Raw genomic sequence first — 20,813 nt, 5'->3', positions numbered from 1 at the left:
CGGATGCAGCGACGGCCTGCCGCTTGACGGCATGCTCACCGGCGCGATCGATACTGCGCAGGTGCCCGAAGGTCCTTCCATCGTCATCCTGAAGGAAGAGGCGGCCGGCTTTGCCGGGCGCACGGTGCGCCACGTGCATGGCAACAGCCGCGAGCCAATCCAGCGCATGGCCGGCCAGCGCGTGCTGGGCGTGCACAGCTGGGGCAAGCATTTCCTGGTCCGGTTCGAAGGCTTCAACCTGCGCGTCCACCTCATGCTGTACGGCAGCTACCGGATCAACGAACGCAGGGATGTCGCGCCGCGGGTCGGCCTGGAATTCGAGGATGGCTCGGAGCTGAACTTCTACGCGTGTTCGGTCAAGTTCATCGAGGGTCCGCTCGACGCGGCCTACGACTGGACCGCCGACGTGATGAACGATGCCTGGGACCCGGCGCAGGCGCGCCGCAAGCTGCGCGCGCGACCGCAGGCACTGGCCGCCGATGCGCTGCTCGACCAGCAGGTGTTCGCCGGCGTCGGCAACATCATCAAGAACGAAGTGCTGCATCGCATCCGTGTGCATCCGGAGAGCCGGGTCGGGGCGTTGCCGCCGCGCAAGCTGGGCGAGCTGGTCACCCAGGCCCGGGAATACAGTTTCGATTTCCTGCACTGGAAAAAGGCCTACGTGCTGCGCCAGCACTACCAGGTCCACACCCGTACCGTATGCCCGCGCGACGGGCACCGCCTCGCCTACCGCAAGCACCTGGGAGTGGCGAAGCGTCGCGCGTTCTTCTGCGAGCATTGCCAGCGGCTGTATCCGCGCGAGTGAGGGCTCGCTCGGCGCTCAGGCGGCGTGGTATTCGAGCACGAGCAGCCCGCCATCGAATGCCTTCGCCTTCGCCTGCGCCAGCGACCACGTGCGCCCGGCGGTGCCCGGTGGTGCGAAAGAACGCCCGCGGCCGAGCAGGACCGGCACGATGCGCAAGCGCAGCACGTCGACCTCGCCGGCACGCAGCAGCGCGTCGGCCAGGGTCAGGCTGCCCCAGACGATGAGGTCGCCCGGGATGCGCGAGCGCACGCCGCGCACCGCGGCGACACCGTCTCCACGCAGGAGGGTCGCCGCCTGGTCGTCGCCCCACGGCGCCTGCGCCAGGGTCGAGGACACCACGAACTTGGGCAGGTCGCGGATCGGCGCGGCAACCGGTTCGACCTCCGGGTCGGCGTGCGGCCAGTAGTCGGCGAACATCCGGTAGGTGCGCGCGCCCAGCACGATGGCGCCGACCTGGCCGAGCATCCGCAGCTGCTCGGCATCGGCGGCGTTGATCTCGCGCGCGTCGGCGAAGAAGCCGATGCCGCCGTCCGCATCCTCCGCGTAACCGTCGATGCTGACGATCTGCTCCACGATCACCTTGCCCATGCCGTCCTCGCTGCGGTCCCGGGCGATCTGCCCTCGGGATTCCGACGGCCTCGCGGCGCCCGGATCGACACCGCCGTTGTTGCATGAACAGGACGCCGGCGTGCCGTGGGCCGGGCTATGCCGCCTTGTTGCATCGCAGCATAATAGGCCGATGTCTTCCGCCCCCCTCCCCGTGGCGTCCGTACCGGCGCTGGCGACGCCTTCCCTGAGCCGCGCCCGGTACACGCTGGTCCTGGCCGCCCTGACTCTCGGCGGCTTCGCCATCGGCACCGGCGAGTTCGCCGGCATGGGCCTGATGCCCAACCTGGTCGCCTCGCTGGGCGTGAGCGAACCGCAGGTCGGACACCTGATCAGCGCCTATGCGCTGGGCGTGGTGGTCGGGGCGCCCTTGCTGGCGATCCTGGGCGGCGCACTGAACCGCAAGATCCTGCTGCTGGCGCTGATGGGGTTCTACGCCGCCGGCAACCTGGCCAGCGCGCTGGCACCGGAGTACGGCAGCCTGATGCTGTTCCGCTTCATCGCCGGCCTGCCGCATGGCGCGTACTTCGGCGTCGCCGCGCTGACCGCCGTGTCGATCAGTCCCCCCGAAGCGCGCGGTCGCGCGGTCAGCCTGGTGATGCTCGGCCTGACCCTGGCGATCCTGGTCGGCACGCCGCTGGCCACCTGGGTCGGCCTGCTGGCGAGCTGGCGCTGGGTCTATGCGGCGGTCGCGGTGATCGCGCTGGCCTCGGTGGCCCTGATCGCGCTGTCGCTGCCGGCCGCGGTCGAGGCCCCGCGCGAGCGGCCCCTCGACGAGCTGCGGGCGTTCAACCGGTTGCCGGTGTGGCAGGCGCTGCTGATCGGTGCCATTGGCTTCGCCGGCATGTTCAGCGTGTTCAGCTACCTCGCTCCGACCATGGTCGAGGTCACTGGCGTCGCTTCGGCCTGGATTCCGCTGGGGCTGGCCGGCTTCGGCCTGGGCGGCGTGATCGGCAACATGCTCGGCGGCTGGCTGTTCGACCGCCTGCAGTTCCGCGCGGTCCCGGTGGTGCTGGGCTGGGCGGTGGTCATGCTGCTGCTGTTCCCGCTGGCCGCGCAGCAGCCGTGGAGCCTGCTGCTGGCCACGGTGGGCATCGGCATGATGGGCGCGCTCGGCCCGATCCTGCAGTCGCACCTGATGGACGTGGCCGACGGGGCGCAGACCCTGGCCGCCGCTTCGCACCACGCCGCGTTCAACGCCGCCAATGCGCTGGGTCCGTGGCTGGGCGGCATGGCGATCAGTGCCGGATTCGGCTGGACTTCGACCGGCTGGGTCGGCGCGTCCACGGCGGTGGCGGGGCTGGGGATCTACGCATGGGCCGCGCGCACGCGGTCGCAACGCCTGCAGGCCTGTCCCGGCGCACGCTGAGGCCTTGGCCACGCACGCGCGGAGCATTGGCGTTGGCCAGCGGCGCCACGACGCGGTCGGTTCGGAAAGCGAAAGCACCCGCTGCACGGGCTCCGTCGCACAGCGGGATGCCGGGCAGGACACGCGGCACGCGCCACCGGCACTCAGGGCGCCGCGTTGGCGGCAATGCCCTGCTGGAAAGTGGTGCGACGCCACGCCGCCGGCGGCTGGCCGTACTCGCGGCGGAAGGCGCGACTGAAGGACGTGTCGTTCTGGTAACCCACTTCCTCGGCGACGCGGGAGAGCGGGATGTTTCCGCGGCGGAGCAGGTTCGCCGCCATCAGCATCCGCCACTGGGTCAGGTACTGCATCGGCGAGGTGCCGACCAGCTGCTGGAAGCGCTCGGCCAGCACCGTGCGCGAGGTCCCGGCCGCGCGTGCCAGTTCGGCCAGCGACCATTCGTGTCCGGGGCGCTGGTGCAGGGCGTTCAGCGCGTTGCCGACGATGCGGTCGCCGAGCCCCGCCAGCCATCCGCCGCGCGTCTCTTCGTTGTGGACGTGCTGGCGCAGCACTTCGATGAACAGCAGCTCGGCGAGCCTGGCCTGCAATCCGGCGCTGCCGGCCCGCGGCGTGCGGGCTTCGGCCAGTGCGTAGTGCACCGATGACTCCAGCCACGCGCCCGCCGCCGATCCGCGCAGTCCGACCTGCACGACCGGCGGCAATCCGTTCAACAGCAGCCTGGCCAGTCGCACATCGCAGGCCAGGTAGCCGCACACCATGCGCGTGGCTGCGCCACCGCCGCCGTAGGCCAGCCGGCGCGGACGGCTGGACAGCAGCCGCTCCAGGTCCGCCTCGCGTCGTGGCGACGGCAGGCCCGCTTCGGAGGCCATCCTGTGCGCGCAACCGGTCGGGAAAAGCAGGACGTCGCCCGTCCGTACCGGCAGCGGCTCGGCGCCCTCCATCTCGACCAGACATTCACCCTCGGTGATCAGGTGGAAAATGACGACCTGCTCGGCGCATGGGTCCAGCCATGGCGCGGCCCTTGCGGCGGCCGGCGACTGGTAGCACCAGGGTGCACTGAAGCGGGCGTTGACGAAGAACGCACCCGACAGCTGCACCACGCCCAGGATTTCCGACAGTGCATCCATCGTCAGGCGGCCTGCTCCGCACCGACCTGGACCTGCACGTCCAGCGGCGGATGCCGCAGCATCGCATCCTGCATCGGCGAGCGGCGCAAGCCTTCGTCGACCAGGGCGCGCAGGCGCGCGTCGTCGACCGCGCTCGCGCGGATCCGCACGTTGATGGTGAACCCGATGGCGCCGGGCGGCACGGGATCGCCCGCGCCGTCGCGCATGCCGAGCAGGCCGCGCGCATCGGAGCGGCTGCCGACGTGGACGTCCAGCTGCTCCAGCTCGATACCCTGGCTGGCCGCCACCATCGCGATGGCCGTGGCGCCGCAGGCGGCGATGCCGGCCCGGAACAGCCAGCCGGGGGAGACGCGATCGCCGCTGCCCCCCAGTTCGCGCGGCATGTCGGTGTCGATCCGCGTTCCGTTCTCGTGCGAAGCGGCCACGCGGGTGCCGCCTTGCCACGACGCGTATGCGGTCGCATCGTCGTGCAGCCCCTGCTGCGGACGCCGGGTGAATACGTCCACGGCGCGCTGCATGGCCTGGGCGATGGCGTCTGTGGCGGTGTTCATACCGGCTGGCTCCGTAGTGCCGCATGCGGCGACGGATAGTGAACGCAAGAACGCGCCGGCATCCGCCATCCGGTCATGCCCCGGACGCTGGGCAAGCAAGTCAGGTCGTCGGGTAAACCGGGTGCTTCCCCGGCCTCGCCGGCGGACGGTGTGGCAAGTCCCGCGGACGTGGGGTCAGGACCGACCCCGGGTCCGCGCGCCAGCCTGTGCGCCCTGAATCCCCAAACGGAACGAACGTGATGAATGCAGTCATGGATACCCCCGCGGCCCCCGCCGACCTCGCCGCGGTCAAGCAGCGGCAGCAGGCCGCCTGGTCCAGCGGCAACTACGCGGTAGTCGGCACTACCTTGCAGATCGTCGGCGAGACCCTGGCCGAAGCGGTCGACCTGCGCTGGGACGAGCGCGTGCTCGACGTCGCCGCCGGCAACGGCAATGCCACCCTGGCGGCCGCGCGCCGCGGCGGGCGCGTGGTATCGACCGACTACGTGCCCTCGCTGCTGGAACTGGGCCGCGCCCGTGCCCAAGCCGAACAGCTGGACGTCGTGATCCAGGAAGCCGATGCCGAAGCGCTGCCGTTCGCCGACGCCAGCTTCGACGTCGTGCTGTCCACGTTCGGGGTGATGTTCACGCCCGACCACGCGCGCGCCGCCGACGAACTGGCTCGGGTCTGCCGCCCCGGCGGCAGGATCGCCATGGCCAACTGGACGCCGGACGGATTCATCGGCCAGATGTTCAAGGTGCTGGGCAAGCACCTGCCGCCGCCGGCCGGGGTGCAGCCGCCCTCGCGCTGGGGCACGCGCGAACACCTGCAGGCGCTGTTCGGCGATCGCGCCGCGGCCATCGTGGCGACTCCGCGCACGTTCAACTTCCGCTACCGGTCCGCCGCGCACATGATCGACGTGTTCCGCACCTGGTATGGCCCGGTGCAGAAGGCATTCCAGGCGCTTCCGGCGGACCGGGCCGCGGACCTGCGCGCCGACCTGGCCGCGTTGATGGAGCGGATGGACCAGGGTGGCGGTGCCGGCCTGGTGCTGCCGAGCGAATACCTGGAAATCGTGGTCACGCGCCGATGAGCCTGCACGAGCGGTTGCAGCGGCGCATCCAGCGTTACGGCTGGGACCTTGCCGCGGACCGGTACGAGCCGCTGTGGCAGCGCCAGCTCTCGCCGGCGCACCTGGGCCTGCTGGCGCTCGCCGCGCCGATGCCGGGCGAAGCGGTGCTGGACGTCGCCAGCGGCACCGGCCTGGTCGCATTCGCCGCCGCCGAACAGGTCGGTTGCAGCGGCTCGGTGCAGGGCGTGGACATATCCGAGGCGATGGTCGCCTCGGCCACGCAACGGGCGGCAGTGCTGGGGCTGGAGCACGTGCGCTTCGCGCGCATGGATGGCGAGCAGCTGTCATGCGCCGGCCACAGCTACGACCTGGCTTACTGCGCGCTGGGCCTGATGTACATGCCCGATCCGGTCGCTGCGCTGCGCGAACTGTTCCGCGTCCTGCGTCCCGGCGGCCGCCTGGCGGTGGTCGTGTGGGGCGAGCGCGCGCGCTGTGGTTGGTCGGTGGTGTTCCCGATCGTGGATGCGGAGGTCAACAGCGACGTGTGCCCGCTGTTCTTCCAGCTGGGCGCGCAGGGCGCGCTGACGCAGCTGGCCACCGATCTGGGTTTCGAAGACATCCGCGAGCAAAGGATCGAATCGGTACTCGAATATGCCGACGGTGCGGAAGCGTGCGACGCGGCGTTCGTCGGCGGCCCGGTGGCGATGGCCTGGTCGCGTTTCGACGAACCGGTGCGACGACGCGTACGGCGGCGGTACCTGCAGGCGATCAGCCCGTGGCGGGTGGGGCAGGGCTACCGCATGCCGGGGGAATTCACGGTCATGCTCGCGAGCAAACCACGCGCGATGGCGTAGCCGGTCCGGTGGCCGGCGCCGGAGGCACAACCCCGCTCCTGCCGGGGCACCGGATCCGGAGCGCCGCGCAGGGCCTGTTCCGCCGCGTCGGCCGGTCCACCGGCGCCGAAACCGGCGACCGGCCTGTCGTGCAAGCGCGCGCTGGCACCCGCCGGCGCGGTTCGCCGGGTTTTCCATACGCCCCAGAAGGGTCGTTTGCGGGTCGCTGGACTTAGACTGTGCCGCTCCGCTGGCGCCCGCGCGCCCGCGCTCCCCCCGCATCCGAGAGAGTCCGCGTGGTCATCCATCCCAAAGTCCGAGGCTTCATCTGCACCACCGCCCATCCCGTGGGCTGCGCGAAGAACGTGCTGGACCAGATCCACCACGTGCAGGCCCAGGGCGTGCGCACCGACGGCCCGAAGCGGGTGCTGGTGATCGGCGCATCCACCGGCTACGGCCTGGCCGCGCGCATCACCGCCGCGTTCGGCTACGGCGCCGCCACCCTCGGCGTGTTCTTCGAGAAGCCGGGTACGGAAAAGAAGACCGGCAACCCGGGCTGGTACAACTCGGCCGCGTTCGACCGCTACGCCAAGGAAGCGGGGTTGTGGAGCCGTTCGATCAACGGCGACGCGTTCTCCAACGAGGTGCGCGACAAGGCCATCGAGCTGGCGCGCGAGATGGGCGGGCCGATCGACCTGGTGGTCTATTCGCTGGCCTCGCCGGTGCGGCGCATGCCCGATACCGGCGAACTGAAGCGCTCGTCGCTCAAGCCGATCGGCCAGCCCTACCAGGCGACCGCGGTGGATACCAACCGCGACCAGATCATCCAGGCCACGGTCGAGCCGGCCACCGAGCAGGAGATCGCCGACACCATCACCGTGATGGGCGGGCAGGACTGGGAGCTGTGGATCGACGCGCTGTCGAAGGCGGGCGTGCTCGCCGCCGACGCCAAGACCGTGGCCTTCAGCTACATCGGCACCGAGATCACCTGGCCGATCTACTGGCACGGCGCGCTGGGCAAGGCCAAGGAAGACCTGGACCGCGCCGCGCACGCGATCGATGCCGCGCTCAAGCCCGGCGGCGGCCAGGCCAACGTCACCGTGCTCAAGTCGGTGGTGACCCAGGCCAGCGCCGCGATCCCGGTGATGCCGCTGTACATCGCGATCGTGTACCGGATCATGAAGGAGAAGGGGCTGCACGAAGGGACGATCGAGCAGCTCGACCGCACCTTCCGCGAACACCTGTACGCGACCGATCCGCCGGCGACCGACGACTCCAACCGCCTGCGCCTGGACGACCGCGAACTGCGCGACGACGTGCAGCAGGCCTGCCGCGACCTGTGGCCGACGGTGACCTCGGAGACCCTGTTCGAGCTGACCGACTACGCCAGCTACAAGCACGACTTCCTGACCCTGTTCGGCTTCGAGCGCGACGACGTCGACTACGACGCCGACGTCGATCCGGTCACGGACTTCGACGTGGTCGACCTGACCGCCGAGTGAGGCTTTCGGCTGCCGCGCCGGCTCAGCCGCGCGCGGTGGCCGACTCCACGCAATCGCGCAGTTCCTTGAGCCGGAACGGCTTGCCCAGCAGGACCAGGCCCGGGTCCAGTTCCACGTCGGTGTAGCCGGAAACCACGATCACCGGCGTCTGCGGGTGGCGTGCGCGGACCTCGCGCGCCAGGGCCGAACCGGTCATCCCGGGCATCAGGTGGTCGGTGACCATCAACGCCGGTGCCACGCCGCGATCCAGCGCGCGCAACGCTTCCTCGGCGCTTTCGGCCTCCACGACCTCGTAGCCCATGTCGACGAGCACGTCGGCCGTGCACATGCGCACGCCCGGATCGTCGTCGACGACCAGGGCGATCCCGCGGGGGGGTGGTGCGATCGATGCCATAACCGACTCCTTCTTTCTTGTTGTTATCCGGGATGTCGCAGGGTCTGGGCCGCCGGCAACCACAGTTCCATCGTGGTGCCATGCCCCGGGGTGCTGTCGATCCGAAGCCGGCCACCGAGCTGCGATGCCAGGCCGTGCACCATCGACAGCCCAAGCCCGGTGCCCTTGCCGATGCCCTTGGTGGTGAAGAACGGCTCGATCGCGCGTGCGCGGGTGGCCGCATCCATGCCCAGCCCGGTATCGGCGACCGAGATCACCACGTACGGGCCCGGGGGCAGGGCCGCGTCCTGGCCCGACTCTAGTGCGACACCGCGTGCGCCGAGCGTGAGCGTGCCGCCCTCGGGCATCGCATCGCGTGCGTTCACGCCGAGGTTGAGCAGCGCCATCTCCAGCTGGTTGGCGTCCGCATGGGCATGCGCCAGCCCCGGTTCGATGCCGGTGACGATGCGGATGCGCGGATCGAAGCTGCTGTGCAGCAGCTGGGCGATGCCCTCCACCAGCACGCCGATATCCACCTCCACCGCCTGCAAGGGCTGGCGCCGGGCGAAGGCGAGCAGGCGCTGCACCAGCATCGCCGCGCGCTCGGCCGACTGCCGCGCCACCGTCAGGGTGCGGCTGCGCCGCTCCGGCCGCACGCCGGGATCCTCCGCCAGTTCAAGCGCCGCCATGATCGGGGTCAGCAGGTTGTTGAAGTCGTGGGCCATGCCGCCGGTCAGCTGGCCCATGCCTTCGAGCTTCTGCGACTGGCGCAGCGCGTCTTCGGCGACCCGGCGGCTGGTGATGTCCAGCGCTTCGGGGATCACCGCGCTGATCGCGCCGGCCGCGTCGTAAAGCGGGCGCATCGACAGGTCGAACGTGCGCAGGCCGTTCGGCAGCTGCATGGTGAGTTCCTCGCGGACCACCTCGCCGGCGCGCGTGCGCAGGAAGGCATCGCGCATCCATTCGGGCATGCCGGGCGTGGCGTTGAACCAGGGTGTTTCCCACACGGGCAGTCCGACCACGTCGTCCAGGTCGCATCCGATCGCGTCCAGCGCGGTGCGGTTGGCATCCTCCAGCGTGCCGTCGAGCGCGACCCTGCCCTGCAGCTGGTGGCTGGTCTCGAACAGGCTGCGCAGCTGTGCCTGCGAGTCCGCCAGGGCGCGCCGAGAGGCGTTCATGTCGGTCACGTCGCGCGCGCTGCAGTAGAACTTGCCGCCTTCGGGCGAGGCGACCCACGACAGGGTGCGGTAGTCGCCGTCGCGGGTCCGCATCCGGCACTCGAAGCTCAGCAACGGTTCGCCGGCATGCAGCCGAGTCCGCGCCTCCGCCACCGCCGCCAGGTCGTCGGGATGGACCAGTTCGCGCGCCGGATGCCTGGCAAGCTCGGCGCTGGTCCAGCCCAGTGCGCGCTGCCAGGCCGGGTTGGTCTTCTCCAGCACGCCATCGCGGTTGAGCACGCCCAGCATGTCCGGGGTGACCAGCCAGGTCAGCGAACGTTCTTCCACGTGCTCGGCGACCTGCTGTTCCAGGTCTTCGTTGAGCGCCTGCAGCTCGGCTTCGCGCCGGCGCAGGGCAGCCTCGCTGCGCGCCCGCGCGGTGACGTCCACCCCGGTGACGAAGATGCCGTCGACGCTGCCGTCGCTGGCGTGCACGGGCTGGTAGACGAAATCCAGGTGGCGCTCGGTGACCGGCCCCCCGGCGGTGGCCTGTTCCAGGAAGACCGCGTCGTTGGCCACGAACGGCACGCCGGAGGCGTACGTCTCGTCGAGCACCTTGATCCAGCCCTGCTCGGCGGCATCGGGCAGTGCTTCGGATACCGTCTTGCCGATCACGTCACGGTCGCCGACCACGCGCAGGTAGCTGGAATTGGCGAACTCGAAGCGGTGCCCCGGCCCGCGCAGCATCGCCATGAACGTCGGCGACAGCTCGAACATCCGCGCCAGGCGCTGGTTCTCGCTGGCCAGCCGGCGCTCGGTCAGCACGCGCCGGGTCGTCTCCTGGGTGAGCGCCAGCATCGCCACCACGATGCCGCCGGCATCGCGCACCGGCGTGTAGGTGAACGTCCACCAGGAGTCCTCGGGGACGCCACTGCGCTCGATCCGCAGGTACATGTCTTCGACCCAGGTCGCGGTCCCGGACATGCAGGTTTCGGCCATGCCGCGGATCTCGTCCCACAGCTCGTGCCAGACCTGCGGCAATGGCGCACCCAGCGCCGTGGGCTCCTTGCTGCCGAGCACCGAGATATACGCATCGTTGTAGAACATCAGCAGTTGCGGTCCCCAGCCCACGCACATGGGGTGGCGGGCGCCGAGCAGGATCGACAGCGTGGTCTTCAACTCGCCCGGCCAGTGCGCGGGCGGGCCGAGCGGGTGGCGCGACCAGTCGTGCTCCGCAATGCGTCGCGCCATGATCCCGCCGCCACGCAGGAATTCGGTGCCGGCAAGGGAGGAGGCGACGGTGTCGGGCATCGCACGGGTGTCGGGCAGGGTCGGGCGATGCTGGCATATCCGGCGCATGAACAGGGTGAGGGTGGCGCTGCCGGTGTCGGGAACTTGCCCTCGCCCCGCGGGTCATCCGGGGCCTGACAGGGAAACAGGACGCGCATTGCCGATCGTGGCCAGGGCACGGAAACCGGATCGGCACGACGAGCTGCTGCCGCGCGTGGTCGCGCTGGGCGGCGCCGCGCTGGTGCTCGCGCTGGCTGGCAGGTTGCTGGTTGGGCTGCCGCGCCCGGTTGGCGCGGAGGGTACGGATGGGCCACGGGTGCAGCTTGTCTTCTCCGTGCGCCCACCCGTTGCAGGGACGCCCTCGACGCCCGCGTCCGAGCCCATGCGCCCGGCCAGTCCGTCGGCAAGGTCAGCGTCGCCGGCCGCGCATGCGACGGTCGCATCGCCCGGCCCGCGCGCGCCGGATCCGGGGCCTGCACCGCTCGCCATGGACCTGTATGGCCCCGATGGCCGCCTGCAGCTGCCGGCCACGACGTCCGACCGCTGGACCACGGCCCCGGCGCCGCCGCCGGGTGCGGTCGCGCGAAAGACCGAGGGTGCGGACGATGCGGCCGCGCGCCTGCTGCAACGGCCCAACCCGGTCCAGTCACGGGAAACGAGGTTCGCCAAGGACTGGGTCAGCGACGGCGACATCGCCGACGTGGCCGCGCAGAAGATCGCACGGGCGCAGCGCAAGATCGCCGAGTTCCTGTTCGGGGCCGACATCAAGCACGCGACCGCGCGGCCATCGCCGGAGGTCCGGTTCAATCCCGCACGCCACGAGCGCGGCGCCGACCTGGGCAGCGAGGCCACCGGCGACGCCTACAAGGCGGCGCCGATCAGCTACGTGCCGGCACCGGGGCTGGAGGGCGAAGCGAGCCGGCGCATCCGCGAGCAGGTCGCGGCCCTGGAGGCCAGTTACGGGCACTGCGACCGCGCACGGCTGAAGCGGCTGATGCAGCCGCTGCTGTTGCACCTGGATGAGCTGCAGAAGGTCGAAGCCGCGCATGCACGCGGTGCCGACCCGGTGCGTGCGGAACACATGCTGCCCAATGCCGCCAACAGCGCTTACGACCTGGCGAGGCGCGCGCTATGGCATGCCGACCGGCAGATGGCCGGGTGCGGCGGCTGAATCGCGAGGTGCGGATCAGGCCGGTTCGATGAAGTACGGCTCGACCGTGCCCTTGACCTTGATCGTCATCGGGTTGCCGCGTCGATCGCGCGAGCGGCCGACCTGGACCCGGATCCAGCCCTCGCTTACCGAGTATTCCTCGACGTTGTCGCGTTCCTGGCCGTTGAAGCGGATGCCCACGCCACGATCGAGCAGGGCCGCGTCGTGGAACGGGCTGCGGGGATCCATGGCCAGGCGGTCGGGAGGCGTATCGCTCATCGGAGTGCAATGCAGGCGTGCCGGCGGCGCCGGCGGGGTGGCAAGCATACCTCTCGCGTCAAGCCGCGGCATGGCCTGTCGGCCATCGGCGCTGCGTTCGTGCTGGAAACGGGAGTCGGCGGCGCGCAGGGGCCGGGCATCGGGCGCATCCCGGTAGGCACCAGGCCTTCACTGGCGTTTCGCGGCGTCCATTGCAGCCTCGTCGAAACGCGGAAGGATCGTGCGCTGCACGCACGACGCCACGGTATCGCGGAGTGGCAGCCGGGACCGTGCAGGACCGCCGGACCGTGAAACGGGACATCACGAGGGGACACCATGAAGAACGTCGCCAGCATCGCCGCTTCGATCGCGGGCTTCGGCCCGCTTGCGTTCCTTTCGATCCAGCACACGCCGCCGGGAACCGAGCCGGATGTGTTCACCAACGAGGAACGCGTGCGCGCCTACCGCGATGCCCAGCCGACGCGCCGCGCCAGCGCCCGCCACTGGGCATTCCAGGATGAGGGCGTGCCCGTGCTCGAAGGCTGAGCGGCAACGTCCTCCGCGTCGCGGAACCACTTCGAGGCCATTCGCGGCGCCATCCGGTGCATCTGAACCTCGGCCTTGCTCACGCGGCGTTCGCCTGCAGCTCACGGTCGTTTTATCGCGCCTGCGCCAGCATCGTTCGACAGCAACGAGGCACGAACATCACCATTGCGCGGCGTCCGAAAACAGGGCGAAGACCCTGGAGCCACGTTGCCCCGGTCGCCGCGCCGACATGCCCGACGAGGCGAGGACACAAGCGATGAACCAGCAGAAGAAGACCGAGCACAGCCTCAACGACCTGATCGCGATCTCGCGCGATGGCCAGGAGTTCTATAGCGAAGCGGCCGGCAAGGTCGAAGACGCCGAGCTCTCGGCGCTGTTCCGGCGGATGGCCGCCGTCAAGGCCGACATCGTCGGCACCCTGTCGGCGACCGTGCAGGCGGTCGGCGGCAAGCCCGATACGGACGGGACGATGGTCGGCAGCATGCGCCAGGTGTACGCCAACGTTCGCGCCGGTCTGGGCGATACCAAGTACGCCTATGTTTCCGAACTGGAGGAATCGGAGGATCGCCTGCTGAAGGCGTTCGACGAGGTCGTCGCCGATGCCGACACCCCCGCCGCCGCGCGTGACGCGGCCGCGCGGCTGCTGCCGGAGGTGCGGTCCTGCCACGACGTGATGCGCAACCGCAAGCAGGCGATGAAGTCGGCCGCCTGACCGCGGCGAAAACGCGGAAAAACAGGGCCTGCCGGATCCGTTCCGGCAGGCCCTGTTCGCGTGCGCCGGTGCGCTTGCTGTGCCGTGCCCCCGTCCGATTCCCACCGTGTCCGCCGCGCGGGCGTATCATGCGCGTCCGCTGGCGCCCCGCGCCTGACCGGCGCGCGATCCGGCGCCGCAACGCAACCCCTGGAATCCCGCATGGCGCTCAAGGCCACCGTTGTCCGTGCCGAACTGCAGATCAGCGACATGGATCGCCACTACTACGCGACCCACCCGCTGACCCTGGCCCAGCATCCGTCCGAGACCGACGAGCGGCTGATGGTGCGGCTGCTGGCGTTCGCGCTGTACGCCGACGAGCGGCTCGAGTTCGGGCGCGGCCTGAGCAACGACGAGGATCCCGACCTGTGGCAGCGCGACTACACCGGCCAGGTCGAGCGCTGGATCGACCTCGGCCAGCCGGACGAATCGCGGGTTCGCAAGGCCTGCGGCCGGGCGCGTGAGGTCGTCGTGCTGAACTACGGCGGTCGTGCCGCCGACCTGTGGTGGGAGAAGAACGCCCGGGCCCTGGCCCGGCACGAGAACCTCGTCGTGCTCGACCTGCCGCAAGCGCAGCTCGAAGCGCTGGTCGCCCGGTACGCGCGCGGCCTCAGGTTCACCGTGATGATCCAGGACGGCGAAGTGCGGTTGCTCGAAGCCGACGGCAGCGAAGTGGTGCTGCAGCCGGTCGCGCGCATGGGCGCGCAGGCGGCCTGACCCCGCGGATGGGCGTACAGCACTACGACGTCGTCGTCATCGGCGCAGGCGCCGCCGGGCTGATGTGCGCGATGACCGCCGGCGGGCGTGGCCAGCGCGTGCTCGTGGTCGAGCATGCCAACAAGGTCGGCAAGAAGATCCTGATGTCCGGCGGCGGGCGCTGCAATTTCACCAACACCGGGACCACGCCCGCCAACTACCTGTCGGCCAACCCGCATTTCTGCAAGTCGGCGCTGGCCCGCTACACGCCCTGGCACTTCCTCGACCTGGTCGAGCGGCACCGCATCGCCTGGCACGAGAAGACCCTCGGCCAGCTGTTCTGCGACGTGTCCTCCAAGCTGGTCGTGAAGATGCTGCTGGACGAATGCGCCGCGGCCGGCGTCGAGATCCGCACCCACTGCGAGGTCGAGCATGTCGAACCCGGCGACGATGGCAGTTTCCGCCTGCGCACCGCGCAGGGCGCCTTCGCCGCGCCGGCGCTGGTGGTGGCCAGTGGCGGGCTTTCGATCCCCAGCCTCGGCGCAAGCGGCTTCGGCTACGAGCTGGCGCGCCGCTTCGGCCATGCGGTACTGCCCACGCGCGCAGGACTGGTGCCGCTGACCCTGAGCGGCAAGCACCAGGAACGCCTGCAGGACCTGTCCGGCGTCGCACTGGAGGTCGAGGCGCGCTGCAACGGACAGGCCTTCCGCGAAGCGCTGCTGTTCACCCATCGTGGCGTCAGCGGGCCGGCGATGCTGCAGATCTCCTCCTACTGGCAGCCCGGCGACGAGTTGCGCCTGGACCTGCTGCCGGGTCGCGACGTGGAGGACTGGTTGCGTGCGCAGCAGAAGTCGCGGCCGGACGCCGAGCTGAAGACCGTGCTGGCCGAAGTCCTGCCGCGCCGCTTCGCGCAGCGCCTGTGCGAGGTCTGGTTGCCGAACCGGCCGATGCGCCAGTACGACCCGCCGCAACTGCGCGACGCAGCCGCACTGCTGGGCGAATGGCCGCTGGTGGCCAGCGGCACCGAGGGCTACCGCACCGCCGAGGTGACGCTGGGGGGCGTGGACACCGACGGCGTGTCTTCCAGCACGATGCAGTCGCGGCACGTGCCCGGCCTGTACTTCATCGGCGAAGTCCTCGACGTGACCGGATGGCTGGGCGGCTACAACTTCCAGTGGGCCTGGGCCTCGGGGCACGCGGCCGGCCAGGCCGTGTGATCCAGCGCCCCCTCGCGCGCGGAGTGGATGTGTTCACCGGCGGTTGACGCTGCGCGGCGGCCAATGGGCGCGGCCGCGATCGGCGCGGTGGAGAAGCCGTCATGCTGCACAGCCTGTTCGAGATGTCGATGCCGTGGTGGGAATTCGTCCTGCGCGCGGTCGTGGTCTACGCCGCGGTGCTGGTGCTGGTGCGGCTCACCGGCAAGCGCACGGTCGGCCAGTTCACGCCCTTCGACCTGCTGCTGGTGGTGCTGCTGGGCAATGCGGTGCAGAACTCGCTGATCGGCGAGGACGTGTCGCTGCTGGGCGGCCTGATCCTGGCCGCCACCCTGCTTGGACTGAACTGGAGCGTGGGTTTCCTGACCGCGCGCAGCGCGCGCGCAGACCGCTGGATCGAGGGCGAGCCGGTCGTGCTGGCGCGCGATGGCGAAGTGTTGTTGCGGGTGCTTCGCCGCGAGAACGTGAGCCGCGCCGATTTCGAGAGTGCCAAGCGCAAGTCCGAGTGCGACGACGATGCGAAGATCGCGATCGCCGTGCTCGAAACATCGGGCGCGATCACGATCATCCAGCGCGATAAGCCCTGAATCCTTCAGTCGTTCGCGTCGCATTTCACCGGCAGGCGACGCCGTGGATGGAATGCTCGTGCGACAGGGGTTGTCATCCGCGGGCGCACGCGCCGGCATCGAGCAAGGCAACAGGCAATGGACGACGGGTATCCGGCACCGCGGCACGCGGTGGTGATAGACATCGACCGGGAGCGGGAACATTGGCGCAAGCGCTACCACGGCCTGCCGCGCGCACGCGCGATGCGTAGCTTCGCCCGCTACTGGCCCGTGCTCAGCGCGGCGTACGACGTCTACCTCAACCACCCGCGTGCGGCGCGGGGCGAGGCCCTGCACCTGTACCTGCGGCGCGATGACGTTGCCGCCAGCGTGCTCACCGAGGAAGAAGCGGGCACCGTGTTCTCCCAGGCCTGGTCCCGGATCGAGGCCGCTGCCGGGAGGACGAGCGCCGCCTGAGCGCGCGACGCCGGGCGGCGGCACGTCGCGCGTGCGTCCGGGCCGGGCGCGACGGGGTTTCGTCGGCCCATACCCGGTTTCGTCGCGGGCGGGGTTGCCGGCGCACCGCGGACGGCTATGCTCCGCGGCACCTGATAACCCACCGGTGCCCGCGTGTCCGCCAGCCTGTTCCTGATCCTGCGCATCCTCTTCGCCTGGGCCGTTGCCATCCTGCTTGCAGGCATCGTCTGGAATGGCCTGTTCGGAAACGAGGGTCCGATCTTCTGGCTGCTGGCGCTGGGCTCCATGACCTTGGCGATGCTCGGCGCGGTCACCCACCTGCGACGGGTGCGGCTCGCCGCGGGACGCCTGGACGCGGCGGTGCTGAGCAACCACCAGCAGCGCCGGATCGAGGTCCCGCTGGACGCCGGCGCCGCGTTCGACCTGGTCGAGGCGGCGGTGCGTGAACTGCCGCGGGTGGAGGACATCGAGGCCTCGCGCGGCAGCCTGCAGGTGCGGGCCAAGGTGCGCCGCACCGATCCGCTCGGCGGCACCCAGCCTTCGCGCTGGAACGTGCTGGCGCGCTTCGCGATCACCCGCGACCGGGTTCTGGCCACCGTCGTGCCTGGCGACGGCACCAGCAGCGCGACCCTGCTGTGCGAACCGGATGCGCCGCACTGGGTCGACCTGTTCGCACTCGACGAAGGCACAAGCTACGAGAACGCCGAGGCCCTGCAGCGCTCGGTGTCGCGACGGGTCGCCGAGCAGCGCCGCGGAGAACAGGCCCAGGCCGAGCGCAGCGCCACCGACAACGCGCTCAACGTCGCACGCCTGAACCTGCTGCAGGCCCAGGTCGAACCGCACTTCCTCTACAACACCCTGGCCAACGCCCAGGTACTGGCGCGCACCGATCCGCCGCGTGCCGACGAGATGCTCGGCCACCTGATCCAGTACCTGCGCCGCTCGCTGCCGCGCGAACACGACACCCTGTCCACCCTGGCCGAGGAACTCGAACGCACCCGCGCCTACCTGGAGATCCTCAAGATCCGCATGGGAGCGCGCCTGGAGCTGAAGGTCGAAGTGCCCGAAGAACTGAAGGCGCTGCAGCTGCCTTCGATGATGCTGCAGACCCTGGTCGAGAACGCGATCAAGCACGGGCTCGAACCCAAGCCCGGCGGCGGCACCGTGTGGATCCTGGCGCGGCATTTCGATGGCCAGGCCACGATCACCGTCGCCGACGACGGCCAGGGCTTCGGCACCAGCACGGGCGGGACCGGTATCGGCCTGCAGAACCTGCGCGAACGGCTGCGCCTGACCTATGGCGAGCGCGCGGCCTTCTCGATCGTGTCCAACTTCCCCAGCGGCGTGGCCGCCACCCTGACCTTGCCGCTGCCGGCCACGGTCGCCGCCGCCGGAAAAGAGGAGCGCCGTGATGTTTGACTGCGTCGTCGCCGAGGACGAGGAACTGCTGCGCACATCGCTGCTGCTGCAGCTGGGCGAGGTCTGGCCGGGCCTGCGCATCGTGGCCGAGTGCGAAGACGGCGCCAGCGCCCTGGAAGCCATCGCCGAGCACAAGCCGGACGTGGCTTTCCTGGACATCCGCATGCCGGGCCTGACCGGGATCGAGGTCGCCGCCGCGCTGTCCGACGTCAGTCCACGCACCCAGGTGGTGTTCGTCACCGCCTACGACCAGTACGCGATCGATGCCTTCGAGCAGGGTGCGGTCGACTACCTGCTCAAGCCCATCACGCGCGAGCGGCTGCAGGCCACCGTGCAGCGCCTGCAGACGCGCGCGGCGGCTGGTCGCCCGGACCCGGCCGCGCTGGATACCCTGCTGCGCCACCTGGCGCAGCGCCCGGCCGAGCCGTCCACCGCGCCGCCGCTGGCCTGGATCACGGCCAACAGCGGCCGCGAAACCCGGCTGATCATGCTCGACGACGTCGCCTACTTCCGCGCCGACAGCAAGTACACCGTGGTGGTCACCGCGGACGGTGAATCGCTGCTGCGCACGCCGCTGAAGGAACTGCTGGACGCGCTCGACCCGCACCAGTTCCGCCAGATCCACCGCTCCACCATCGTCAACCTGAAGGCGGTGGCGTCGGTGGTCCGCGACGACAGCGGCAAGGGCACCCTGCGCCTCAAGGGGCGCAGCGAAACCCTGCCGGTCAGCGTGCCGTTCATGGCCCTGTTCAGGGGAATGTGACGCGGCGCCTCCATGCCGCTGCGACCGTGGGTCGCCTTTCCACATCCACGGGGGTTGCCGGATGCCGAGCCGTGACCGACATCCGGGCTGTTCCGTCCGCGCGCCCCTGCGCGCCGCCCGTCCCGCGCTGCGAGGTGTTCCATGCGATTCCTGACCACCGTGCTGTCGTGCCTGCTGTCCCTGTTCGGCTGCGATCCCCGCTCGAGCACGACCAGCATCACCCGCGTCGCGGACAATGGCGCCGAGACGCTGTTCAGCAAGACCACGCTGGTCGATGGCGTGGCCACTTTCGAATGCTTCGCCAGCGCCAGCGGCGACTGCCATTACCGGATCTACGAAGAACGTTGCGCGACGCCCGCGCCCGTCGCCCAAGGACAGGCGCAGCCGGCGGACAGTGACTGCAGGCGCGAGACGCTGGATGTGTTCGCCCTGGCGGTGGGCAAGCGCCGGCAGGTCGAGGGCCTGCCGGCCGGCTTCCATCATTGCGTCACGATGCAGGACGCGAGCGGCTGCGGCTGAGGGGCCGCGGCGCGCTCAGGGCAGCGTCCGCACGTCGCCGGCGACCAGGCCGCGCGGTCGCTGCCAGCGCAACCACACCGTCTGCAGCAGCAGGATCGCGGCGATGAGCGCGGCCACCCAGGCCGCGGTCTGCGCGCCGGGCAGCGTGGACTGCGACTGCTTCATCCAGACCGCGACCAGGCCCCATAGCGCCGCCGCCACGTAGGCCGGGTTGCCGCGCATGCGGCGATTCAGTTCCAGCAGCACCATCGCGGCGATCGCGAACAGCAGCAGGCTGGCGCCAAGCTGCGCCTCCGGCCGGGTCCAGCCATAGGCCAGCGCCACCTGGGCCAGGTTGAGGAAGGCCGCCAGCGAGAGCCAGCCGGCGTGCAGCGACAGCGGCAGCCACGCCCACAGGCGGCCGCCCTCGACCGGCGCGGCGCGCGACAGTTGCAGCGCGGCCCACGCGAGGCTGGCCAGTGCGCCGAAGATCACCAGCAGGCACAGCCAGAACAGGCCTTGCGAGAACAGCGGCATCCACAGCGCGGTGAGGGCGAAGCCGGCCGCGGTGGCCGGGGCGATGCGGTCCAGCAGCGGATCCGCGCGGCGTCGGCCGGTCGCCTGCCAGATGCCATACACCACGTCGAGCAGGAAGATCAGGCCCCAGATCGAGAACGCGTAACCGGCGGCGACCAGCAAGGTCGGGTAGCGGTCGGAGATGGTGCCGTTGTCCGGCCCGAACGCGCCCGATTGCGACAGCCAGGACACCACGGGCATGGCGAGGGCGAACAGCAGGACGAGCAGGCGCATGTGGGATATCCGCGGGAATGATGCGCGGACGCTAGAGCGCAGGACGCGCAGGCTGCGTGAACCCGGTGCTCACCCGTCCATCACGAGCGGCCGGCGCGCATCGATGCGGCGCACCAGCGCGTGCCTTCCGATCAGGCGCCGACGCGCACCCGCTCGGCCTCCATGTCGGCCACCGGGCGCACTTCCATGCTGCCGTAGCGCGCCCAGGGGAACTGCCCGGCCAGCTTCACCGCCTCTTCCAGCGAGTCGGCCTCGATCAGGTTGTAGCCGGCGAGCACTTCCTTGGTCTCGGCGAACGGGCCGTCGAATATGGCAGTGCGGCCCTCGCGCACGCGCACGGTGCGTGCCTGCTTCGGCGCTTCGAGCTTGTTGAAGCCCAGTATCGTGCCCTGCGAACGCAACGTGTCGGCGTGGCGGATGCACTGGCGCATCTCGCTGTCGTAGTCCTGGGCGGGAACGGCGTCGAGCAGTTCCGGGTCGATGTACACCAGCAGCAGGTACTTCATGCGCGGCAGTCCTCGGCGTGCGGGACCGACATGGTAACCGCGTCCGTCGGCATGGATGCGGGCGGCGCGCGCGTCAGGCGGTCGTGGCTTCGGCGCCGCCGCGGTGCAGCGGATCGGGCAATGGCTGGCCGGATTCGACGAACGCCAGCGAGACCGAATTCAGGCAGTGCCGTTCACCGGTCGGCGGCGGGCCATCCGGGAACACGTGGCCCAGGTGGCTGCCACAGCGCGCGCAGACGATCTCGACGCGGACCATGCCGTGGCTGCTGTCGCGGATGCGGCCGATGTGCGCCTCGTCGTACGGCGCGAAGAAGCTGGGCCAGCCGGTGCCCGAGTCGAACTTGGTGCTGGAGCGGAACAGCGGCAGCCCGCACAGCCGGCAGCAGTAGATGCCTTCGGTCTTGTTGTCGAGGAACACGCCGCAGAACGGCGCCTCGGTGCCGTGCTGGAGCAGTACCCGGCGCTCGTCCTGCGAGAGTCCGGCGACCAGCGTTTCCTGTTGGGCAGGGGTGGGC

The 20,813-nt window shown here is 70.3% G+C and carries 24 protein-coding genes; 15 read left to right on the top strand and 9 right to left on the bottom strand.

All coding sequences use genetic code 11. The annotated features are described in order from the left end of the window. Positions 1 to 31 precede the first annotated feature (31 nt). Positions 32 to 805, top strand: a complete 774-nt coding sequence (locus tag CSC65_RS07315) for a DNA-formamidopyrimidine glycosylase family protein (protein ID WP_425501321.1) — start codon at positions 32 to 34, stop codon at positions 803 to 805. Between the two features lie 15 nt (positions 806 to 820). On the opposite strand, the gene CSC65_RS07310 is transcribed toward CSC65_RS07315, so the two are convergent. Beyond that, entirely contained in the window at positions 821 to 1,393 is a 573-nt protein-coding gene (locus tag CSC65_RS07310; RefSeq protein WP_162409905.1) for a dihydrofolate reductase family protein, read from the bottom strand. 151 nt (positions 1,394 to 1,544) lie between these two features. Between CSC65_RS07310 and CSC65_RS07305 the strand changes: the two genes are divergently transcribed. Further along, the gene (locus tag CSC65_RS07305; RefSeq protein WP_162409904.1) at positions 1,545 to 2,780 is read left to right on the top strand and encodes an MFS transporter; all 1,236 of its coding nucleotides are present in this window, start codon (positions 1,545 to 1,547) and stop codon (positions 2,778 to 2,780) included. 143 nt (positions 2,781 to 2,923) lie between these two features. Here the strand turns inward: CSC65_RS07305 and CSC65_RS07300 are convergent, their stop codons facing one another. Both CSC65_RS07300 and CSC65_RS07295 read right to left on the bottom strand, forming a co-directional pair. Continuing rightward, the gene (locus CSC65_RS07300) at positions 2,924 to 3,907 is read right to left on the bottom strand and encodes an AraC family transcriptional regulator (RefSeq protein ID WP_162409903.1); all 984 of its coding nucleotides are present in this window, start codon (positions 3,905 to 3,907) and stop codon (positions 2,924 to 2,926) included. 2 nt (positions 3,908 to 3,909) lie between these two features. Continuing rightward, positions 3,910 to 4,458, bottom strand: coding sequence for an OsmC family protein (locus CSC65_RS07295; RefSeq protein WP_162409902.1), 549 nt, complete (start codon positions 4,456 to 4,458; stop codon positions 3,910 to 3,912). A 251-nt stretch (positions 4,459 to 4,709) separates the two neighbouring features. Between CSC65_RS07295 and CSC65_RS07290 the strand changes: the two genes are divergently transcribed. From CSC65_RS07290 to fabV, 3 genes are all read left to right on the top strand, one after another. Next, complete coding sequence (locus CSC65_RS07290; protein WP_162409901.1) at positions 4,710 to 5,531, top strand: class I SAM-dependent methyltransferase; 822 nt, start codon at positions 4,710 to 4,712, stop codon at positions 5,529 to 5,531. Then, positions 5,528 to 6,364 (top strand): class I SAM-dependent methyltransferase, encoded by an 837-nt coding sequence (locus tag CSC65_RS07285; protein ID WP_162409900.1) that lies wholly within the window; start codon positions 5,528 to 5,530, stop codon positions 6,362 to 6,364. Before CSC65_RS07290 ends, CSC65_RS07285 begins: the two co-directional genes overlap by 4 nt. A gap of 275 nt (positions 6,365 to 6,639) precedes the next feature. Then, positions 6,640 to 7,845, top strand: coding sequence for an enoyl-ACP reductase FabV (fabV, locus tag CSC65_RS07280; protein WP_162409899.1), 1,206 nt, complete (start codon positions 6,640 to 6,642; stop codon positions 7,843 to 7,845). 22 nt (positions 7,846 to 7,867) lie between these two features. Here the strand turns inward: fabV and CSC65_RS07275 are convergent, their stop codons facing one another. Then, the gene (locus CSC65_RS07275) at positions 7,868 to 8,239 is read right to left on the bottom strand and encodes a response regulator (RefSeq protein ID WP_162409898.1); all 372 of its coding nucleotides are present in this window, start codon (positions 8,237 to 8,239) and stop codon (positions 7,868 to 7,870) included. A gap of 23 nt (positions 8,240 to 8,262) precedes the next feature. Further along, positions 8,263 to 10,686, bottom strand: coding sequence for a PAS domain-containing sensor histidine kinase (locus tag CSC65_RS07270; RefSeq protein WP_162409897.1), 2,424 nt, complete (start codon positions 10,684 to 10,686; stop codon positions 8,263 to 8,265). Between the two features lie 466 nt (positions 10,687 to 11,152). Here CSC65_RS07270 and CSC65_RS07265 point away from each other — a divergent pair, with 466 nt between their 5' ends. Beyond that, positions 11,153 to 11,836, top strand: a complete 684-nt coding sequence (locus CSC65_RS07265; protein WP_238390313.1) for a hypothetical protein — start codon at positions 11,153 to 11,155, stop codon at positions 11,834 to 11,836. A gap of 15 nt (positions 11,837 to 11,851) precedes the next feature. Here the strand turns inward: CSC65_RS07265 and CSC65_RS07260 are convergent, their stop codons facing one another. After that, entirely contained in the window at positions 11,852 to 12,094 is a 243-nt protein-coding gene (locus CSC65_RS07260) for a DUF3297 family protein (protein ID WP_162409895.1), read from the bottom strand. Positions 12,095 to 12,409: 315 nt separating this feature from the next. Between CSC65_RS07260 and CSC65_RS07255 the strand changes: the two genes are divergently transcribed. The 9 genes from CSC65_RS07255 to CSC65_RS07215 all read left to right on the top strand — a co-directional run bounded on the left by CSC65_RS07255 (position 12,410) and on the right by CSC65_RS07215 (position 19,003). After that, positions 12,410 to 12,619, top strand: a complete 210-nt coding sequence (locus CSC65_RS07255; protein WP_162409894.1) for a hypothetical protein — start codon at positions 12,410 to 12,412, stop codon at positions 12,617 to 12,619. A 256-nt stretch (positions 12,620 to 12,875) separates the two neighbouring features. Further along, on the top strand, positions 12,876 to 13,331 hold the full coding sequence (locus CSC65_RS07250; protein WP_162409893.1) for a PA2169 family four-helix-bundle protein: 456 nt from the start codon (positions 12,876 to 12,878) through the stop codon (positions 13,329 to 13,331). Positions 13,332 to 13,532: 201 nt separating this feature from the next. Continuing rightward, positions 13,533 to 14,087 carry a YaeQ family protein gene (locus tag CSC65_RS07245; RefSeq protein ID WP_162409892.1) on the top strand — a complete coding sequence of 185 codons (555 nt, stop codon included), beginning with the start codon at positions 13,533 to 13,535 and terminating at the stop codon, positions 14,085 to 14,087. Between the two features lie 8 nt (positions 14,088 to 14,095). Then, positions 14,096 to 15,283: a BaiN/RdsA family NAD(P)/FAD-dependent oxidoreductase gene (locus CSC65_RS07240; protein WP_162409891.1), complete on the top strand. Its 1,188-nt coding sequence runs from the start codon at positions 14,096 to 14,098 to the stop codon at positions 15,281 to 15,283. A gap of 104 nt (positions 15,284 to 15,387) precedes the next feature. Continuing rightward, on the top strand, positions 15,388 to 15,867 hold the full coding sequence (locus tag CSC65_RS07235) for a DUF421 domain-containing protein (protein WP_162410062.1): 480 nt from the start codon (positions 15,388 to 15,390) through the stop codon (positions 15,865 to 15,867). Positions 15,868 to 15,984: 117 nt separating this feature from the next. Continuing rightward, complete coding sequence (locus tag CSC65_RS07230) at positions 15,985 to 16,302, top strand: hypothetical protein (RefSeq protein ID WP_162409890.1); 318 nt, start codon at positions 15,985 to 15,987, stop codon at positions 16,300 to 16,302. 153 nt (positions 16,303 to 16,455) lie between these two features. Beyond that, positions 16,456 to 17,721, top strand: a complete 1,266-nt coding sequence (locus CSC65_RS07225; protein ID WP_162409889.1) for a sensor histidine kinase — start codon at positions 16,456 to 16,458, stop codon at positions 17,719 to 17,721. Then, the gene (locus CSC65_RS07220; protein ID WP_162409888.1) at positions 17,714 to 18,484 is read left to right on the top strand and encodes a LytR/AlgR family response regulator transcription factor; all 771 of its coding nucleotides are present in this window, start codon (positions 17,714 to 17,716) and stop codon (positions 18,482 to 18,484) included. Before CSC65_RS07225 ends, CSC65_RS07220 begins: the two co-directional genes overlap by 8 nt. A gap of 141 nt (positions 18,485 to 18,625) precedes the next feature. Further along, positions 18,626 to 19,003: a hypothetical protein gene (locus tag CSC65_RS07215; protein ID WP_162409887.1), complete on the top strand. Its 378-nt coding sequence runs from the start codon at positions 18,626 to 18,628 to the stop codon at positions 19,001 to 19,003. 15 nt (positions 19,004 to 19,018) lie between these two features. On the opposite strand, the gene CSC65_RS07210 is transcribed toward CSC65_RS07215, so the two are convergent. From CSC65_RS07210 to msrB, 3 genes are all read right to left on the bottom strand, one after another. Then, positions 19,019 to 19,792 (bottom strand): hypothetical protein, encoded by a 774-nt coding sequence (locus CSC65_RS07210; RefSeq protein WP_162409886.1) that lies wholly within the window; start codon positions 19,790 to 19,792, stop codon positions 19,019 to 19,021. A gap of 131 nt (positions 19,793 to 19,923) precedes the next feature. Beyond that, positions 19,924 to 20,298 carry a YciI family protein gene (locus CSC65_RS07205; protein ID WP_162409885.1) on the bottom strand — a complete coding sequence of 125 codons (375 nt, stop codon included), beginning with the start codon at positions 20,296 to 20,298 and terminating at the stop codon, positions 19,924 to 19,926. 73 nt (positions 20,299 to 20,371) lie between these two features. Next, positions 20,372 to 20,813, bottom strand: a 442-nt coding sequence (msrB, locus tag CSC65_RS07200) for a peptide-methionine (R)-S-oxide reductase MsrB (protein ID WP_162409884.1), incomplete at its 5' end; no start/stop codon positions are given.

Origin of the sequence: Pseudoxanthomonas daejeonensis (assembly GCF_010093205.1) — a bacterium.
In the GTDB taxonomy this organism is placed as follows: Bacteria; Pseudomonadota; Gammaproteobacteria; order Xanthomonadales; family Xanthomonadaceae; genus Pseudoxanthomonas; species Pseudoxanthomonas daejeonensis.
The sequence above is the reverse complement of the archived record's forward strand: the minus strand, read 5'-3'. Positions and strand labels throughout refer to the sequence as shown.